This window comes from Pseudoalteromonas sp. BZA4 (assembly GCF_040104395.1).
Taxonomy (GTDB): domain Bacteria; phylum Pseudomonadota; class Gammaproteobacteria; order Enterobacterales; family Alteromonadaceae; genus Pseudoalteromonas.
Genome location: NZ_JBECOT010000082.1, coordinates 1 through 13,991, shown reverse-complemented (window position 1 = coordinate 13,991; position 13,991 = coordinate 1). Strand labels below are relative to the sequence as shown.

The 13,991-nt window shown below is 42.7% G+C and carries 17 protein-coding genes and 1 pseudogene; 14 read left to right on the top strand and 4 right to left on the bottom strand.

All coding sequences use genetic code 11. The features are described from left to right. Window positions 1-98: 98 nt before the first annotated feature. Window positions 99-374 carry a transposase gene (locus tag ABMY41_RS19985; RefSeq protein WP_328250367.1) on the top strand — a complete coding sequence of 92 codons (276 nt, stop codon included), beginning with the start codon at window positions 99-101 and terminating at the stop codon, window positions 372-374. A gap of 339 nt (window positions 375-713) precedes the next feature. Next, complete coding sequence (locus ABMY41_RS19980; RefSeq protein WP_058584486.1) at window positions 714-1,088, top strand: hypothetical protein; 375 nt, start codon at window positions 714-716, stop codon at window positions 1,086-1,088. A gap of 251 nt (window positions 1,089-1,339) precedes the next feature. Here the strand turns inward: ABMY41_RS19980 and ABMY41_RS19975 are convergent, their stop codons facing one another. Together ABMY41_RS19975 and tnpA are read right to left on the bottom strand one after the other, a co-directional pair. Beyond that, the gene (locus ABMY41_RS19975; protein ID WP_063529910.1) at window positions 1,340-2,137 is read right to left on the bottom strand and encodes a hypothetical protein; all 798 of its coding nucleotides are present in this window, start codon (window positions 2,135-2,137) and stop codon (window positions 1,340-1,342) included. A gap of 153 nt (window positions 2,138-2,290) precedes the next feature. Beyond that, a complete protein-coding gene (tnpA, locus tag ABMY41_RS19970; protein WP_138558981.1) occupies window positions 2,291-2,686 on the bottom strand; it encodes an IS200/IS605 family transposase in 396 nt (131 codons plus the stop codon). 38 nt (window positions 2,687-2,724) lie between these two features. Here tnpA and ABMY41_RS19965 point away from each other — a divergent pair, with 38 nt between their 5' ends. Continuing rightward, window positions 2,725-3,573 (top strand): transposase, encoded by an 849-nt coding sequence (locus tag ABMY41_RS19965; RefSeq protein ID WP_235374234.1) that lies wholly within the window; start codon window positions 2,725-2,727, stop codon window positions 3,571-3,573. Window positions 3,574-3,637: 64 nt separating this feature from the next. Here ABMY41_RS19965 and cadR read toward each other — a convergent pair whose 3' ends face one another. Further along, window positions 3,638-4,045 carry a Cd(II)/Pb(II)-responsive transcriptional regulator gene (gene cadR, locus ABMY41_RS19960; RefSeq protein ID WP_004364961.1) on the bottom strand — a complete coding sequence of 136 codons (408 nt, stop codon included), beginning with the start codon at window positions 4,043-4,045 and terminating at the stop codon, window positions 3,638-3,640. Between the two features lie 95 nt (window positions 4,046-4,140). On the opposite strand from cadR, the gene ABMY41_RS19955 reads away from it, so the two are divergent. The 4 genes and pseudogenes from ABMY41_RS19955 to ABMY41_RS19940 all read left to right on the top strand — a co-directional run bounded on the left by ABMY41_RS19955 (window position 4,141) and on the right by ABMY41_RS19940 (window position 7,326). Continuing rightward, window positions 4,141-5,037, top strand: coding sequence for a cation transporter (locus tag ABMY41_RS19955; RefSeq protein ID WP_063529117.1), 897 nt, complete (start codon window positions 4,141-4,143; stop codon window positions 5,035-5,037). Window positions 5,038-5,040: 3 nt separating this feature from the next. Beyond that, a complete protein-coding gene (lspA, locus tag ABMY41_RS19950) occupies window positions 5,041-5,553 on the top strand; it encodes a signal peptidase II (protein WP_004813174.1) in 513 nt (170 codons plus the stop codon). A 21-nt stretch (window positions 5,554-5,574) separates the two neighbouring features. Then, window positions 5,575-6,862: pseudogene (locus ABMY41_RS19945) on the top strand (ISL3-like element ISPpu12 family transposase). 80 nt (window positions 6,863-6,942) lie between these two features. Continuing rightward, a complete protein-coding gene (locus ABMY41_RS19940; RefSeq protein WP_063528624.1) occupies window positions 6,943-7,326 on the top strand; it encodes a zinc ribbon domain-containing protein in 384 nt (127 codons plus the stop codon). Between the two features lie 30 nt (window positions 7,327-7,356). On the opposite strand, the gene ABMY41_RS19935 is transcribed toward ABMY41_RS19940, so the two are convergent. Then, window positions 7,357-8,085 carry a hypothetical protein gene (locus tag ABMY41_RS19935; protein ID WP_063529958.1) on the bottom strand — a complete coding sequence of 243 codons (729 nt, stop codon included), beginning with the start codon at window positions 8,083-8,085 and terminating at the stop codon, window positions 7,357-7,359. Window positions 8,086-8,244: 159 nt separating this feature from the next. On the opposite strand from ABMY41_RS19935, the gene ABMY41_RS19930 reads away from it, so the two are divergent. The 7 genes from ABMY41_RS19930 to ABMY41_RS19900 all read left to right on the top strand — a co-directional run bounded on the left by ABMY41_RS19930 (window position 8,245) and on the right by ABMY41_RS19900 (window position 13,845). After that, a complete protein-coding gene (locus ABMY41_RS19930; protein WP_063529957.1) occupies window positions 8,245-9,018 on the top strand; it encodes an excalibur calcium-binding domain-containing protein in 774 nt (257 codons plus the stop codon). A gap of 186 nt (window positions 9,019-9,204) precedes the next feature. Beyond that, on the top strand, window positions 9,205-9,582 hold the full coding sequence (locus tag ABMY41_RS19925) for a hypothetical protein (RefSeq protein ID WP_055022345.1): 378 nt from the start codon (window positions 9,205-9,207) through the stop codon (window positions 9,580-9,582). A gap of 298 nt (window positions 9,583-9,880) precedes the next feature. Next, a complete protein-coding gene (locus ABMY41_RS19920; RefSeq protein WP_349276026.1) occupies window positions 9,881-10,444 on the top strand; it encodes a hypothetical protein in 564 nt (187 codons plus the stop codon). A gap of 89 nt (window positions 10,445-10,533) precedes the next feature. After that, the gene (locus tag ABMY41_RS19915) at window positions 10,534-11,250 is read left to right on the top strand and encodes a hypothetical protein (protein ID WP_349276024.1); all 717 of its coding nucleotides are present in this window, start codon (window positions 10,534-10,536) and stop codon (window positions 11,248-11,250) included. A gap of 214 nt (window positions 11,251-11,464) precedes the next feature. Continuing rightward, window positions 11,465-13,078: a hypothetical protein gene (locus ABMY41_RS19910; protein WP_199524870.1), complete on the top strand. Its 1,614-nt coding sequence runs from the start codon at window positions 11,465-11,467 to the stop codon at window positions 13,076-13,078. Between the two features lie 166 nt (window positions 13,079-13,244). Further along, window positions 13,245-13,619 (top strand): hypothetical protein, encoded by a 375-nt coding sequence (locus ABMY41_RS19905; RefSeq protein ID WP_063530267.1) that lies wholly within the window; start codon window positions 13,245-13,247, stop codon window positions 13,617-13,619. A gap of 1 nt (window position 13,620) precedes the next feature. Further along, window positions 13,621-13,845 (top strand): hypothetical protein, encoded by a 225-nt coding sequence (locus ABMY41_RS19900; protein WP_063530268.1) that lies wholly within the window; start codon window positions 13,621-13,623, stop codon window positions 13,843-13,845. The last annotated feature ends 146 nt before the right edge of the window (window positions 13,846-13,991 follow it).

Sequence of the window (13,991 nt, the reverse complement as noted above, 5' to 3'; positions counted from 1 at the left end):
ATCAACTGCTTGTAACTCATGGTAAATGCTTCTGTTTGTTTGGCGACGATAGAGTACCACCAACAGGCAGTTGATCTCTTCTCACCGTTTAACCATGAGTGGTGCACTTATTATCTGAATTCGGGCAACATGTATTGCCTAAAGGGTTTATGCGCATTCGCCACTACGGTTTTTTAGCTAATGCGTGTCGCAAGCGAAAGTTAGCGTTAATAAAGGCTCAATCAACACACAAATGCAAACTAGTGCAGGCAAAGCCAGAAACAGAATCATTGGTACCGCATTGGTTTTGTCAGTCATGCAAGGTGGGTATTTTACGATTTATTGGTGTGATGAATTCAGATACGCCAACAAATGAAATAGTGCGAACGAGTTAGCAGCCTTGCTTGCTGCTTAAAATCAATGAGTTAACCTGCTTAATTGCTCAGGCTAACGACCTCTGTGTGCGTAAAAATATAATTGCTTCTTAAGGCAAATTTAGGTGTAATGGAAGCATAATAAACGCTGAGTAAAGCAGGGATAGCTTAGATGCGATAGGCTCGCCAGTAACGTTGGCTTGATATCGCTTAGGCCAGAAAAAGCAAATTCCCATAGCATAAACAACACCAACTCTGACACACCGAGCAGGTAGCGGCTCAGTCCAACAAGCGATTATGCAACACAAACTGCGTGTCGCATAAATACTAAAATGTTATGTGACTCAAGGATGACGAAGAATGCATTTGCCTTTAAAAGATTTGGAAAAGGAACATTCAATACCGGAAGTATGGAAAGACTCCATTTGCAAAGTGGTTATTCAATTAACCAAAGATAATTTCGAACTCCACAATGTCTCGGAATACATCACTCTTCAATCTAGTGATTTGGCCGAGTTTAATAGAGAAAATGTTCTTGAATATGGTTGTTGTCTAAAGGCGTTATCTACTGAATGTTGGGAACGTTCATGCTATCAATGGCAAGGTGATTATTGGGATTTAATCATCGATTTATGTACTGTAGAAGAAGGCGTTAGTGATCTCGTTCTGAAAGGTCGAATTTATCCCATAGTTTCAGGCTACAAATATGAGTTTGGCATGGTATATGTTCCGTAGTTTTATTAGGCCGTCACATAACAAACGCATTAACACTCGCTTTGCTCGCTAGGGACAAATACACGTAGGCTCCCCTCGCGTTGCTCGGTAGTTTAGCCTACGTATATTTGCCCGTTATGCGGGCGTTACTGATTAAATACTCTAACGTGTTTTTGTCCAGAAGAGAGTTACAAGAGTATGATACTTTAATATTCAGTTGTAGCTTGATTTGGACTTGATAGTAGCTTTTAGTATGAATCTTTATTCCTCTCCTACACTAACTCGCACTGGTTAGCTGAAGCCATAGTCATGAACTCATCAACTATCGTGCTTAGCTGGGGAAACCTAGTTTTGACCTCGTATAAGTACATCAAAAGCTTTTGATTGTTGGTTTCGCAATTCAGATAAAAAGGTATGGTTATTAAGTAGTCAGCAAGTGCTGGTGGTATGATTTCAACATGATCGGCATTGTTACGAAGCTCGAAAAACTCTAAGTCACTAACAGCAGAAATGTTAAGCTCATCTAGTTCATCACTTTTGCTCTTAACATACTCAATATCTGCCTTCATTGCCCAAAAAGGTACCCAAGCTGAGTTGCTGAAGTTATTTATAAGTTTTTTATAATCACATTTTTCAGTCAGGCTACAATCTAAGAATTCTACATTAGCTTCGTTGATGTCATAATGTAATGATTTTAGAGACTCAAAACTGTCTTTTATGACACCAGTCTCTTCAGTAGAGGCAAACTTTATACGATGAAGCCAATATAAAACTAAACCATCAGCATGCTCGCTGCTTAAACTTTTAAGGTTTATTCCAGCATAACTCTCAACAGGAATAAATCGGCCGTTCCAAGTAACCGGTTCAGAGAACAGAAATGTACCTTGGTTAAGCTTGTCACTAAAGTGATCGATAATAGTTGAGTAGTCAAAAGTTGACTCTACACTAGAGTTGTCAGCGGGATGACGTATTTGCAAATAAACTATTGATAAAATAGAGCAAAGTAAAATGACAATGATAAACCACTTTGAGTTTTGATGTTTTGAGTATTTATTCAGGTTTGTAAACATAACAGCCTCCATATATATGCTTAATAATGTACAGGTATACGCAACATATAGAGGCAAAAAAAGCCTAATATTTTTAAAAAATTACTTTTTATCTAAACTCACCGAGAAAACCCCGTGATCAGAACAAAGTGATGTCGCGGGGATGAATAGGTGTCACCCCTGCTCTTGGATATATTTTCGTATAGTCTCTGCGCTTGCATTCCCTACAGAACACACAAAGTACCCATCTGACCAAAATGTTTTCTCTTTCCAAAATTGGTTTTTCAGATAAGGAAATGATTTCCAGATTTTAGCGGTTGTGGCTTGCTTAATCCTCCTTGCGTGCTGGCCTACTGAATATCGAGTGCCGATTGTAATCAGCATATGAATGTGATCTTTGTCTATCTCAACCTCTTCGATCCTAAAGTCAGATGATAGAGAAACATCGAAAACCGTTTTCTTTACAAACTCACCCAGCCTTCCGTTTAGCAGGGGTTTTCTGTACTTAACCTCCAAAATTAAATGAAGCGCAATTAGATATTTGTAGTGAGATTTAGTTTCATAATCCATCTTGACAACTAGGCCTTATACAGTAGTCTATACAGTATATGAAAAAGACGCTCAGATACAACTACAGGCTAAACCCTAGGCCAGAACAAGAAGTTAAGCTCATTGAGTTTGGTGCGACAGCGCGTGGCATTTGGAATCTGTTGTTGTCTGAAAATATGCGTCGATATGAATACGATAAAACATTCCTGTTTTACAAAGATATGGCTTCTCTCCTCAAGGAAATTAAGCCATTCGAGGAATTTAGCTGGATTAAAGCCTTTGATTCTGCTGCTCAGCAGGTTGCTCGCGACTTGGAAACAGCGATGAAGAATGCATTTTCTAAAGGTCGTTTGCAGCATTTTCCAAAGCACAAAGTTTCCTACAAAAGGAAGCGGCTTCACAATGATAGCTTCCGAGCGGTCAATAATTCCAACTGTATTCGAATTGAAAATGACGCTATAAGCATCCCAAAGGTCGGCAAAGTGCCAATCGTTTTGCATCGTGGGCTTGCGAGCAAAATTAAGACCGTAACTATTCAATATCGTCACGGAAAGTGGGGATGCAGCATCACACAGGAAGTAGAGTGTAAAACGGCTAAACAGGTTTTGGAAAAGATCACTGGTTTTGATATCAACTCAAAGCAAACGGTTGTTGGTTCGAACGGATTTGTGGCCGATAATCCGAAGTTTTTAAAACAGTCAAAAGAGAAGCTAAATCAATTGCAACGCCAGCTTGCGCGTCGAACCAAAGGCTCAAATCGTTGGCACAAAACTAAACAACGCATCAATAAGCTACACGGTAAAATCTCAAGGCAAAGGCTCGACTTTGCGCACAAAATTTCACGACAGATAATCAATGAAACTGATATAGCGTGTTTTGAAAATTGGGTAAGCGGATTAAATGGTTGATCTTACCTTTGCATGAGAGTGAGACAGACCGGCATCTCATCGGATTATCTGGTTGATGCTTCACCTACTGCTGGTGCATGTTTCCTTCGCTAATTCCAGCAAGAACCCCACACGCCTCAACTTCCCGGTCATCGTTGCAACTCGCTCTCAGTGAAACGAGTTGTTTCTCAAGCGCTTGCAGAGCGGTTATCTGCGACCGCACATGAGAGATGTGATCATCGAGCAAGGCGTTGACGGCGGTACAAGGCTGATGAGGGTCGTCCTGATAGCTCTGTAGTTCGTGAATCTCAGCCAGTGACAGGCCCAGGATTCTGCAGCGACGGATGAAGGCCAGCCCCTCACCATGCTTCTCGGTATAGACACGGTAACCGTTGTCCTGCCGATCAGGCGGCGGCAACAAGCCCTGCTGTTCATAGAAGCGGATCGTCTGTGTTTCGACCCCTACCAACTGCGCCAACTGACCAATGCGCATCAGCCTCCTCCCCAACGGATTATTTACTCTATTGACCTTATAGTAGCTTTATAGTTTAAAATGGTACCACAACATTGTTCAAGTGGAGTCGTATCATGAGCAAATCCTGTGGTGGCGCCTGTGGCGCTGATGCAACGTCCGCAGCGGATACCGATATACAGGCCTCCTCCGAGGCGCCAGGGAGATGGGTCAGTGTTTATGCCGTGCCGAAGATGGACTGTCCATCAGAAGAACGAATGATTCGCCTAGCCCTGAACGGCTTTGAGGAGATTCGGGCGCTGTCCTTCGACTTGTCGAACCGCCGGCTGAAGGTCGTGCATGACGGCGAGGTCGAGCCCGTCACCTCGAAACTGAAGACCTTGGGGCTAGGCGCCTCGCTTCAGGAAACCGTCGCTGCAAATCCGGAGACCATCAAGGCCGCCGAGTTTTCGGCAGCTTCTGCTAAGCAAGAATCCGGGACCCTGCGCTGGTTGCTCGGCATCAATGCACTTCTGTTCGTGGTGGAAATGACTGCCGGTCTGATCGCCCGGTCCACCGGCCTGATTGGAGAATCCCTGGACAATTTTGCCGATGCGGCGGTGTACGGGCTTGCCCTTTATGCGGTTGGACATAGCGTGAAAATGCAGGTACGTGCCGCGCATCTTGCTGGTGTACTGCAACTGATCTTGGCTGTGGGCGTACTCATAGAGGTGGTGAGACGCTTTGTATTCGGTAGTGAGCCTGAATCGCTGGTGATGATGGCTATCGCATTCGTCGCATTGATTGCCAATACCAGTTGTCTGCTGCTCATATCCAAACATCGGGAGGGCGGGGCGCACATGAAGGCAAGCTGGATATTCTCGGCCAACGACGTGGTGATCAACCTGGGGGTCATCACCGCCGGCGCTCTGGTCGCGTGGACCGGGTCCAATTATCCGGATCTGATTATCGGCACCATCGCGGGGGTAATTGTACTTAACGGTGCTAGACGCATTCTGGCGCTCAAGGATTAAGCAATGTCCATTTTTGGCAAACATCTGTCACCGTACGCTCTGTTGTCCATCTCCGGCCTGCTGGCAGCGTCTGATCAGGCCGTAAAATGGCTGGTGCAACAATCAATGGCATATGGCGAGTCTATTTCAGTGACCTCATTCTTTAACTGGGTACACGTATGGAATACCGGTGCCGCATTCAGTCTTTTTGCGAATGGTGGAGGCTGGCAGCGCTACTTTTTTATCGGAATCGCGGTAGTGGTCTCGATTTTTCTGATCAAGCTGATCCTTGAAAATCGTCATAAAGGAGAAGCCATCGCTTACAGTCTTATCCTCGGTGGCGCCATGGGCAACCTGATTGACCGGGTCTTTCGCGGCTATGTTGTGGATTCCTTTGATTTCTATTGGCGAGACTGGCATTGGCCGGCCTTCAACCTGGCTGATATTGCAATTGTCCTCGGTGCCTTACTTTTAGTTTCCAGCAGCTTGTTGGGTAAAAAAGCAAACACCAATGCCGAGTCGGATGGATCTGACTGACACCTACGCCTATACAACACCATGACCGAACTTCCCGACAACATCCTTCACCTGCCGCAATACCAAGTACTGGGCTGCAAATCAACCGACGACGAAATGCACTTCCAGGTGGACGTGCCCGATCCCATCGCCTGCGAGGAATGCGGCGTGCAGGGTGAGTTCGTACGGTTCGGCAAGCGTGACGTTCCCTATCGTGATCTGCCCATCCACGGCAAGCGGGTCACTCTCTGGGTGGTCCGCCGCCGATACACCTGCCGGGCCTGCAAGACAACATTCAGGCCCCAGCTACCGGAGATGGTGGACGGATTCCGTATGACACTGCGGCTGCATGAGTACGTGGAGAAGGAATCCTTCAACCACCCCTACACCTTTGTGGCGGCACAGACCGGCCTGGACGAGAAGACGGTGCGCGACATCTTCAACGCCCGCGCCGAGTTCCTGGGGCACTGGCACCGCTTCGAGACGCCCCGCATCCTGGGCATTGACGAGCTATACCTGAACAAGCGCTACCGCTGCATTCTGACCAACATTGAGGAGCGAACCCTGCTCGACCTGCTGGCCACCCGCCGCCAGGACGTGGTGACCAACTACCTGATGAAGCTGAAAGACCGGCAGAAGGTCGAGATCGTCAGCATGGACATGTGGAACCCCTACCGGGCAGCGGTCAAGGCTGTGCTGCCCCAGGCCCGTATCGTGGTCGATAAGTTCCATGTGGTGCGCATGGCCAACGATGCCCTAGAGAGAGTGCGCAAGGGCCTCAGAAAGGAGCTGAAACCGTCCCAGAGTCGGACTCAAGGGAGACCGGAAAATCCTGCTGAAACGCGCTCACGAAGTCTCAGACCGGGAGCGCCTCATCATGGAGACCTGGACAGGCGCGTTCCCGCAACTGCTGGCCGCCTACGAGCACAAGGAGCGCTTCTACGGCATCTGGGACGCCACCACACGGCTCCAGGCAGAAGCCGCCCTGGACGAGTGGATAGCCACCATCCCGAAGGGCCAAAAGGAAGTCTGGAGCGATCTGGTCAGGGCAGTGGGAAACTGGCGCGAAGAGACCATGACCTACTTCGAGACGGACATGCCCGTCACCAACGCTTACACGGAGTCCATCAACCGACTGGCCAAGGACAAGAACCGTGAAGGGCGCGGTTACTCCTTCGAGGTGATGCGGGCACGAATGCTCTACACCACGAAGTACAAGAAGAAGGCACCGACTGCGAAGGTCTCTCCTTTCTACAAGAAAACCATCGGTTACAGACTGCCGGACTTCGCAGAGGAACTCAACTACGGAGTCGATCTATCAACCATCTGAGGGTGGTATCAGATTGATGGGGTGAAGGTGCCCCATCAACCATTAAATCCGTATACCCTGAAAATTTAAACGTAAAAGCGATGCAAAAGTTCAATGGCAGCATGGTTGCCGATAACGTAATGGGGCTGATAACTCAGCTTTCAAAATACAAAGCTGAGTTAGAGGGTAAGTTGTATCACGAAATTGGTCGATTTGAGAAGTCCACAGGGATCTGCTCAGAGTGCGGCCAAAACCATGTTTTAACATTGAACGATAGGTATTTCACTTGTGTAGCTTGCGGAACGCATCAAAACCGTGATCTATCGTCGGCTAAGAGCATAGAAAAGACAGGTGAATTAGATTTAATTGCGGCTGGCATCGTCGCAAGGGTAGCACCCGTATCTCAGGAGAAACAATCCGTTAAAACGAAAGTCTTCGAATTATCGAAGTTGGATTTTGGATCTGAGAAAAAAGAAGCAGCCTAGCCGTTAAGCTAGACTGTAGAAGCCCAGTGATCAGAGCGAAGCGATGTCGCTGGGTAGTTCACTTTGAGGTTGCTCAGCTTTTCGTAGCTCTACCTCTTTTTTGATCTCAAGCTCTTTAAGCTCAACATCACGCTGGTGAGTGGCTTGAATTGCTTTTTGTTCATCGCTCTTTCTATTCTGCAGTCGCTTTTCAAGTTCATCGAATGCAACAGACATTTTCTCTTCTACTGTTTTAGCACGCAAAGACTGTATTGCTCGGTTATATTCTTCATAAGGCATTTTTACAAGAACATATGCATTTGCTACTCCATCAACATTATACAATTCACGCTTTACTCTCTGCGCACCGGCAACACTAACTTCTTCGACAATTGAATCAATAAGCATATTAATTTGAGTCTCAAGGTTTGAATCTAGAGTCTGGTTTTCATATGAACGCTCTTGGCCAGAGATAAGCTGTTTAAAGCTCTTTGCTACATCAAATTTAGCTCTGAGCTCGGCTGCTTTTAATGCAAAAGGAGGTTTGTTTGATGAACCGAATCCAACGCCAAATACACCTGTTGAGTCAGATTGTGGTACATCTAAGTACCAATCTGGAATACTATTAATGAGTTGGTCCATTTTCTCGGTTTTTTTATCAACTTGCTTTTGGTGAGCAACTTCTATCTGTTCAATTTTTTCATGAATACCGTTACTAGAACATGCTGAAACTGTTAGTACAGTGATCGCGATTAATAGGTGACGTTTTAAAGTTTTCATGCATTTCTCCAAATTTGAATTTCAAAAGTAACGATACAGGATGTTTAAAAACGCGCATTTTTGAAAAAATTTAAATTTGATAAATCAGCAGGACAGCATTTAAGATTCGTATAACCCCCAAATTTGAGAGGGTTAATGAAGAAACTAAAGGATTTTTGCATGAACAAATTCGCCATATTGTTTGGGTTGTCATTTATTTTGCCCAGTAAAGTAATCGCTGTAACTGGTGGAGGAGATCAAGGCGGCCCAGCATATGAAAGTTGGCAAGGGTTGATTATTAAAGATGAAAATCGTTGCTCTGCGTATGATAAAAAGGCGGATTATGAGTATGACCAGAATGTAGAAGATGCCATTGTTGCAAGTATGAATGGGCAAGTTTATGGACCATATACAGGTAGCTATTTTGAATCAGATTCCGAAACCGATATAGAACACATTGTTGCCACTTCTGAGGCTCATGACTCAGGCTTGTGCTCAGCTCCTGTCAGTATAAGAAAAGCCTTCGCCTCTGACTTACTGAATTTAACGCTTGCTTCACCTAAAGTTAATCGATGTAGTAAAACAGGTAAGTGCGGCTTTGATGCCGGTGAGTGGTTGCCAGAAAAAAATAAATGCTGGTTCGTAAATCGCATTGTTCAAGTTAAGCAAAAATATAAATTGAGTATAGATTTAAATGAATATCACGCATTAAGCTCTGTACTGATGAACTGTACTAGTACGGATATGGTATACCACAGCAAAGTTAAATCTTTGCAGCCTACTACTTATGATACGTCCTATCCAACTGGTGCCTTGTCAATTTATGATGATAACCAAAATGGTAAAATTAGCTGCAAAGAAGCAAGAAACCATAAAATAACGCCTGTCTATAGTGGTCACCCAGCCTATCCGTATATGAATGATCGCGATGGCGATGGAGTTGTTTGTAGATGATATTGTAGTCTAAGAAAGGCGGTATATTTTTTCAAAACACACTTGTACAGCCCTTCTTAACTAAAAGCGCGATAGAAAGAATAAATACGAGGGATAGATGATATTAGAATTTTAAAAACTCATAATGTTTAAAATTTTAAAAATTGATCGTAGAATTGAAAGATATGTGTCAGACACGTTAAACAAATGTCCCAAGATAAATACGTATCAATTACAGAAGCAGCAAGATATGCTCGAGAGAAAAAGTTATCTTCAATTAAAGAGTGGCTTGAGGCCAGTGAAGGTGATGAATTTCCAGAGTCTATGCCTAAGCGCCCACCTAATGTATATGGCTGTAAATGGTCAGAAGTTTTAGCTCCAAAAAATTCACCTGGTTGTGGTCGGTTCGTTGAGTTTCATGAAGCTTGTCGAATAGCTCGTACACTGGGTGTTGAGACGATGACACAATTTAGGGAGCTGAGTAAAGAGGGGGGTAGGCCTGCTAATATACCATCAAATCCAAACCTTCATTACAAAAGTGAATGGAAAGGTTGGGTTCATTTCTTAACTGGAAAAACTGAGTAAAGATTTCAGCTATTATTAACCTTCAATCTTTTTTGAAAACTGTATTAGCATTGTGACAGCCGAAAGCATTATATGCTTAGCATTACATCCCCTCAAAAATAATTACTACCGAAAAGACAGTGTAACTGCGAAAGGATAAATGCTCCTTAACCTTTAATGGCTATTCTGTCTCTTAAGTTACCCTTTCACTTAACAACGTTTATATATTGGTGGCACTTTTTATAAAAATCACTTTTTTTAGGTAAATTTCATTTTCCAAGCTGCTTTAATTAATAAATTAACTTCAGTGGAGATCAAAATGATTTTGCATAGGTTTTTACTATTTCTATTTGTTTTTTCCCCCTTTGCAGCGTTATCAGGACAAGAGGTGACTGTTAATACAGTAAATACACTCTCATCTAATCAACTATTAAAAAGCAGATTTAATGAACCACTCTCTATTATTCGTATACCACCCCTTTATACGGCTGAAGGTAACGTAGCTTATGGAGAGCAAGAAGTAAGCTTTAAGCTCCATGATACTGCCCCAAATGCTGTGATTGTGAATGAGCAAAAAGTAGTTAAGGGGCAGACTATAGACTTTTTGAAAGAGGTTAATGCCGATGGGGGTTTGGATATACCAATATACCCAGCTGCCACCGGCTATACTGGTGAAGCGCATTACACTATAACAGTAAGTGTAAAAGGAGCTAGCTGCCCTGAAGATTATTTATTTTCCGATGGTATGTGCTCAAAAACGCTTATAATTGATGCTACAAACATCTGTCCTACTGGTTATGACTATTTGAAGACAGAAGATAAATGTGTCAAAGAGCTTAATGAACCGGCATTAGTTACTGCTCAGAAGGTTCTGAGAATTTAGATGGCGTTTGCATTACATCAACTGTTACAAATCCAATCGTATCTTGCCCTGGTGTATGGTCTGAAAAGTACAAGGTGTGCTTTTCAAAGGTGCAGGATTACCCTGGGGAGGCTTATTGTGCTCATGATGAACGAGTGTATCTAATCGAAGATACAGAGAATAAAAAGCCTAACCATGAAAGCATATGTGTTTCTCATGGCCTGCTTGATACTAATGATGCCGAGTATGAACCTTGCACAGCAGGATATACCTTACATAAGTGGGGGGAAGGTGAGTGCACTGACTCAAGAGCTTACTCTGTTGATGTGGAAACCGCGAAACCTTCGGTTGATTGGTGTGAGGGAGATGGGCTTGAGTATTATGATAATCAGAATTATCTATGCATTTTTAAGAACCCATATATGTATAAAGCTAATGTCCGTTATGAGTGTGTGGTGGGCGAATACATTGATGGAAATTGCGTTAACCCTTCAAACTACCAAGAACCCAGCTATATGTGTGAGCATGGTGGAGCATATCAGGAAATTAGCTGGGATCTTGATGGAAACCCCCAGTTAAATGTGTGTGTAAATAGAGAGCAGATAGATGGAGACTCAATATACTCATGCCCTGAAAATGCGGAGCTGAACGGAAATAAATGTATTGCCATTACTGAGTCTGAACCAGCCTATAGTTGCCCTGATGATTATGTTTTTTTAGATCAATCTTGCAAGTTGACTCAGACCGCTCATAGCCAAAAGGCTTGTCCAACTGGATGGCAGTTGCATGGTGATAGCTGCATGACTGTAGAATCTTTCGCGCCTTAACTTTTTATGCGGGTCCGAGAACCCGCAAATCTTATATTCAGTTATAAAAATTCACTAAAGTTTCCCTGAATTATCTGTCAAAAATAGTTTTTTTTCAGGCATTTCTAAAATCCATTTCAAGTAAATTAATAAGCTCAACTTAATAGATTTTCAAATTTGGACCAAATTCAAAAAGGAATTCTATTTAGAATAACAACTTACTTTGGGTTCTAAAATGCTATTTCGTAAACTATTACTACTGGCCTTGGTATATATATCTTTCAGCACTAAAGCTGAAACCACAGTAAATGTTGAACCTGTAAACACCCTGTCTTCTAAAAGCTTACTAAGTAGTAAAGCTGATGAGCCGTTTACAATAATAAAGGTACCAACATTGTACACCTTGGACGGAAATAAGGCTTTTGGTGAACAGCAGATCACATTTAAGTTACATAGTGACGCACCAAGCTCTGTTGTTGTAAATGGAATTACTGTAACAAAAGGGCAAACTGTTCAATTTGACAAGGCTATTAACTCAGCTGGCGGACTAGATATTCCAATTTACCCAGGGGTAGTTGGATCATCAGGAGCTGCAAATTATACCATCACTCTAAGTGTCAAAGGGGCAACATGTCCTGAAGGTTACATTTTATCTGGCGGAATGTGTTACAGAACAACGACTCAACCAGCAATTAAAGTATGTCCATCAGGTTATTTGTACAGTCTCAGTTCGGGAGATTGTTCTAAAACATATACAGTAGACGCCACTAAGAATTGCCCTGCAGGTACGACGTATTCAAATGGTGTATGTATGGGTTCATCGAGCTCGCCTGCTAGCTCATCTTGCCCCGCTGGATATACGCGCTCAGGAAGTAGTTGTTATAAAGACACTCAAATTGATGCAACTAAAAATTGCCCAGTTGGTACCACGTACTCAAATGGTTTATGTCTAGGTTCATCGAGCTCGCCTGCAAGTTCATCATGCCCTGCTGGATATACGCGTTCCGGTAATAGTTGTTATAAAGATGTTCAAATTGATGCATCTAAGAGTTGCCCTTCTGGATATTCGAATACTGGTTCTGGTTGTGTGAAAAATGAATATGGTACTCCAGCGTACTCGTGTCCATCAGGTTATACATTAAATGGAACTAAGTGTGAAAGAAAAGAATATGCCTTCAAAGTATACGTATGTCCGGCAGGTCAGACTGCTTCACCGGATGTAACGTCATACCCAATGAAATATTATTGTTACTCCAACGGTGTCAGCATGGGTGAAACAACAACTAAAAGTTGCCCTGCAGGATATGTAAGCGACACAAGTCGATATCCATTCGAATGTTCGGCTACTGCATCAGTGGCATCAGTTGCCTCTTGTCCAAGTGGATATACTTCTAGTGGCTCTAACTGTGTTAAATCAACAACAGTTTCATATAATTACTCTTGTCCATCACAATACAGTTTATCAGGGTCGAAGTGTAACAAGAGAGATAATGCGAATTTAGTTTACTCATGTCCGGCTGATGGTAAATTAAATGGTACTAGCTGTGTTAGCTCCACATCTACAGCTGTGACTTACTCTTGCCCGTCACAATATAGTTTGTCAGGGTCGAAATGTAATAAGAGAGAGAATGCGAGTTTAGTTTACTCATGTCCGGCTGGTGGCTCACTAAGTGGCACTAGCTGCGTTAGCTCCACATCTACCGCTGTAACTTACTCTTGCCCAACAGATTATATTTTATCAGGGGAGCAGTGTAGTAAAACTGAAGAAGTTCCAAGTACCAATACTTGCCCTACAGGTTGGAGCCTAGAAGGGGAGGAGTGCACCAAAACCGAATCAGTTGCACCATAACGCTTTTCGCCAAGTCCAATTTTAAAAATTGGACTTGGTTTTAAAACACTTCAACCTGAAACATTTTAAAAAATAGATTAAATTTAAAATTTACTCTTTTTTCCCGCCTTTTAATTAGAAACAAGCTGTAAATTATAAGTAGTTATTCGACCTTGGTATTTTACATATGTCATTGAAAGATATTAAAAATCAAATTCAAAAGGCTTTAAATGTATTTTTAATGCCTTATCCAGAGCTAATTAAAAATGGGGTTGGGACCACTAAACAAGAAATGAATGACATTGGTTTTGCTATTTTCTCGGAGCTGAAGTCTGCAATGGATATCATTTCTGAATTAGGAAAAACACCAATCGTAGAGCCCATGAATTTAAACCAATTCACAATTCCTGCAGATGTATTTTTAAAAAATGAAGATGTAAGAAACGCAATTCTAAAAAACAATCCTGATTTCACTTTAGAATCTTTAGCTGAAATGAACGGCCTATTTATAAACCCAAAAACAGGTGATGTGTTTAAGAAACATGCTCAGCTAAGGATTTAATATGGAACTAAATTTGTCAAAAGGTTTTGCTGAAGCAGAGAAAAATTTAAAGTCTGCTCAATCATTATTGCTTGCTAAGTATGATGTCTCTTGGATATCCAACCCGGAAAAAATAGATTTAGATCGAATAACGTTAATAGATAAAGAAACTTTAACCGAAATTAATGACGCACTTGAAATGATCGCTCAAGCCAAAGATGCTCATGAATTAGAGAGGGTATTATGAAAACTCAGTTCTTAACTTGGCCCGAATTCAGATAATAAGTGCACCACTCATGGTTAAACGGTGAGAAGAGATCAACTGCCTGTTGGTGGTACTCTATCGTCGCCAAACAAACAGAAGCATTTACCATGAGTTACAAGCAGTTGATC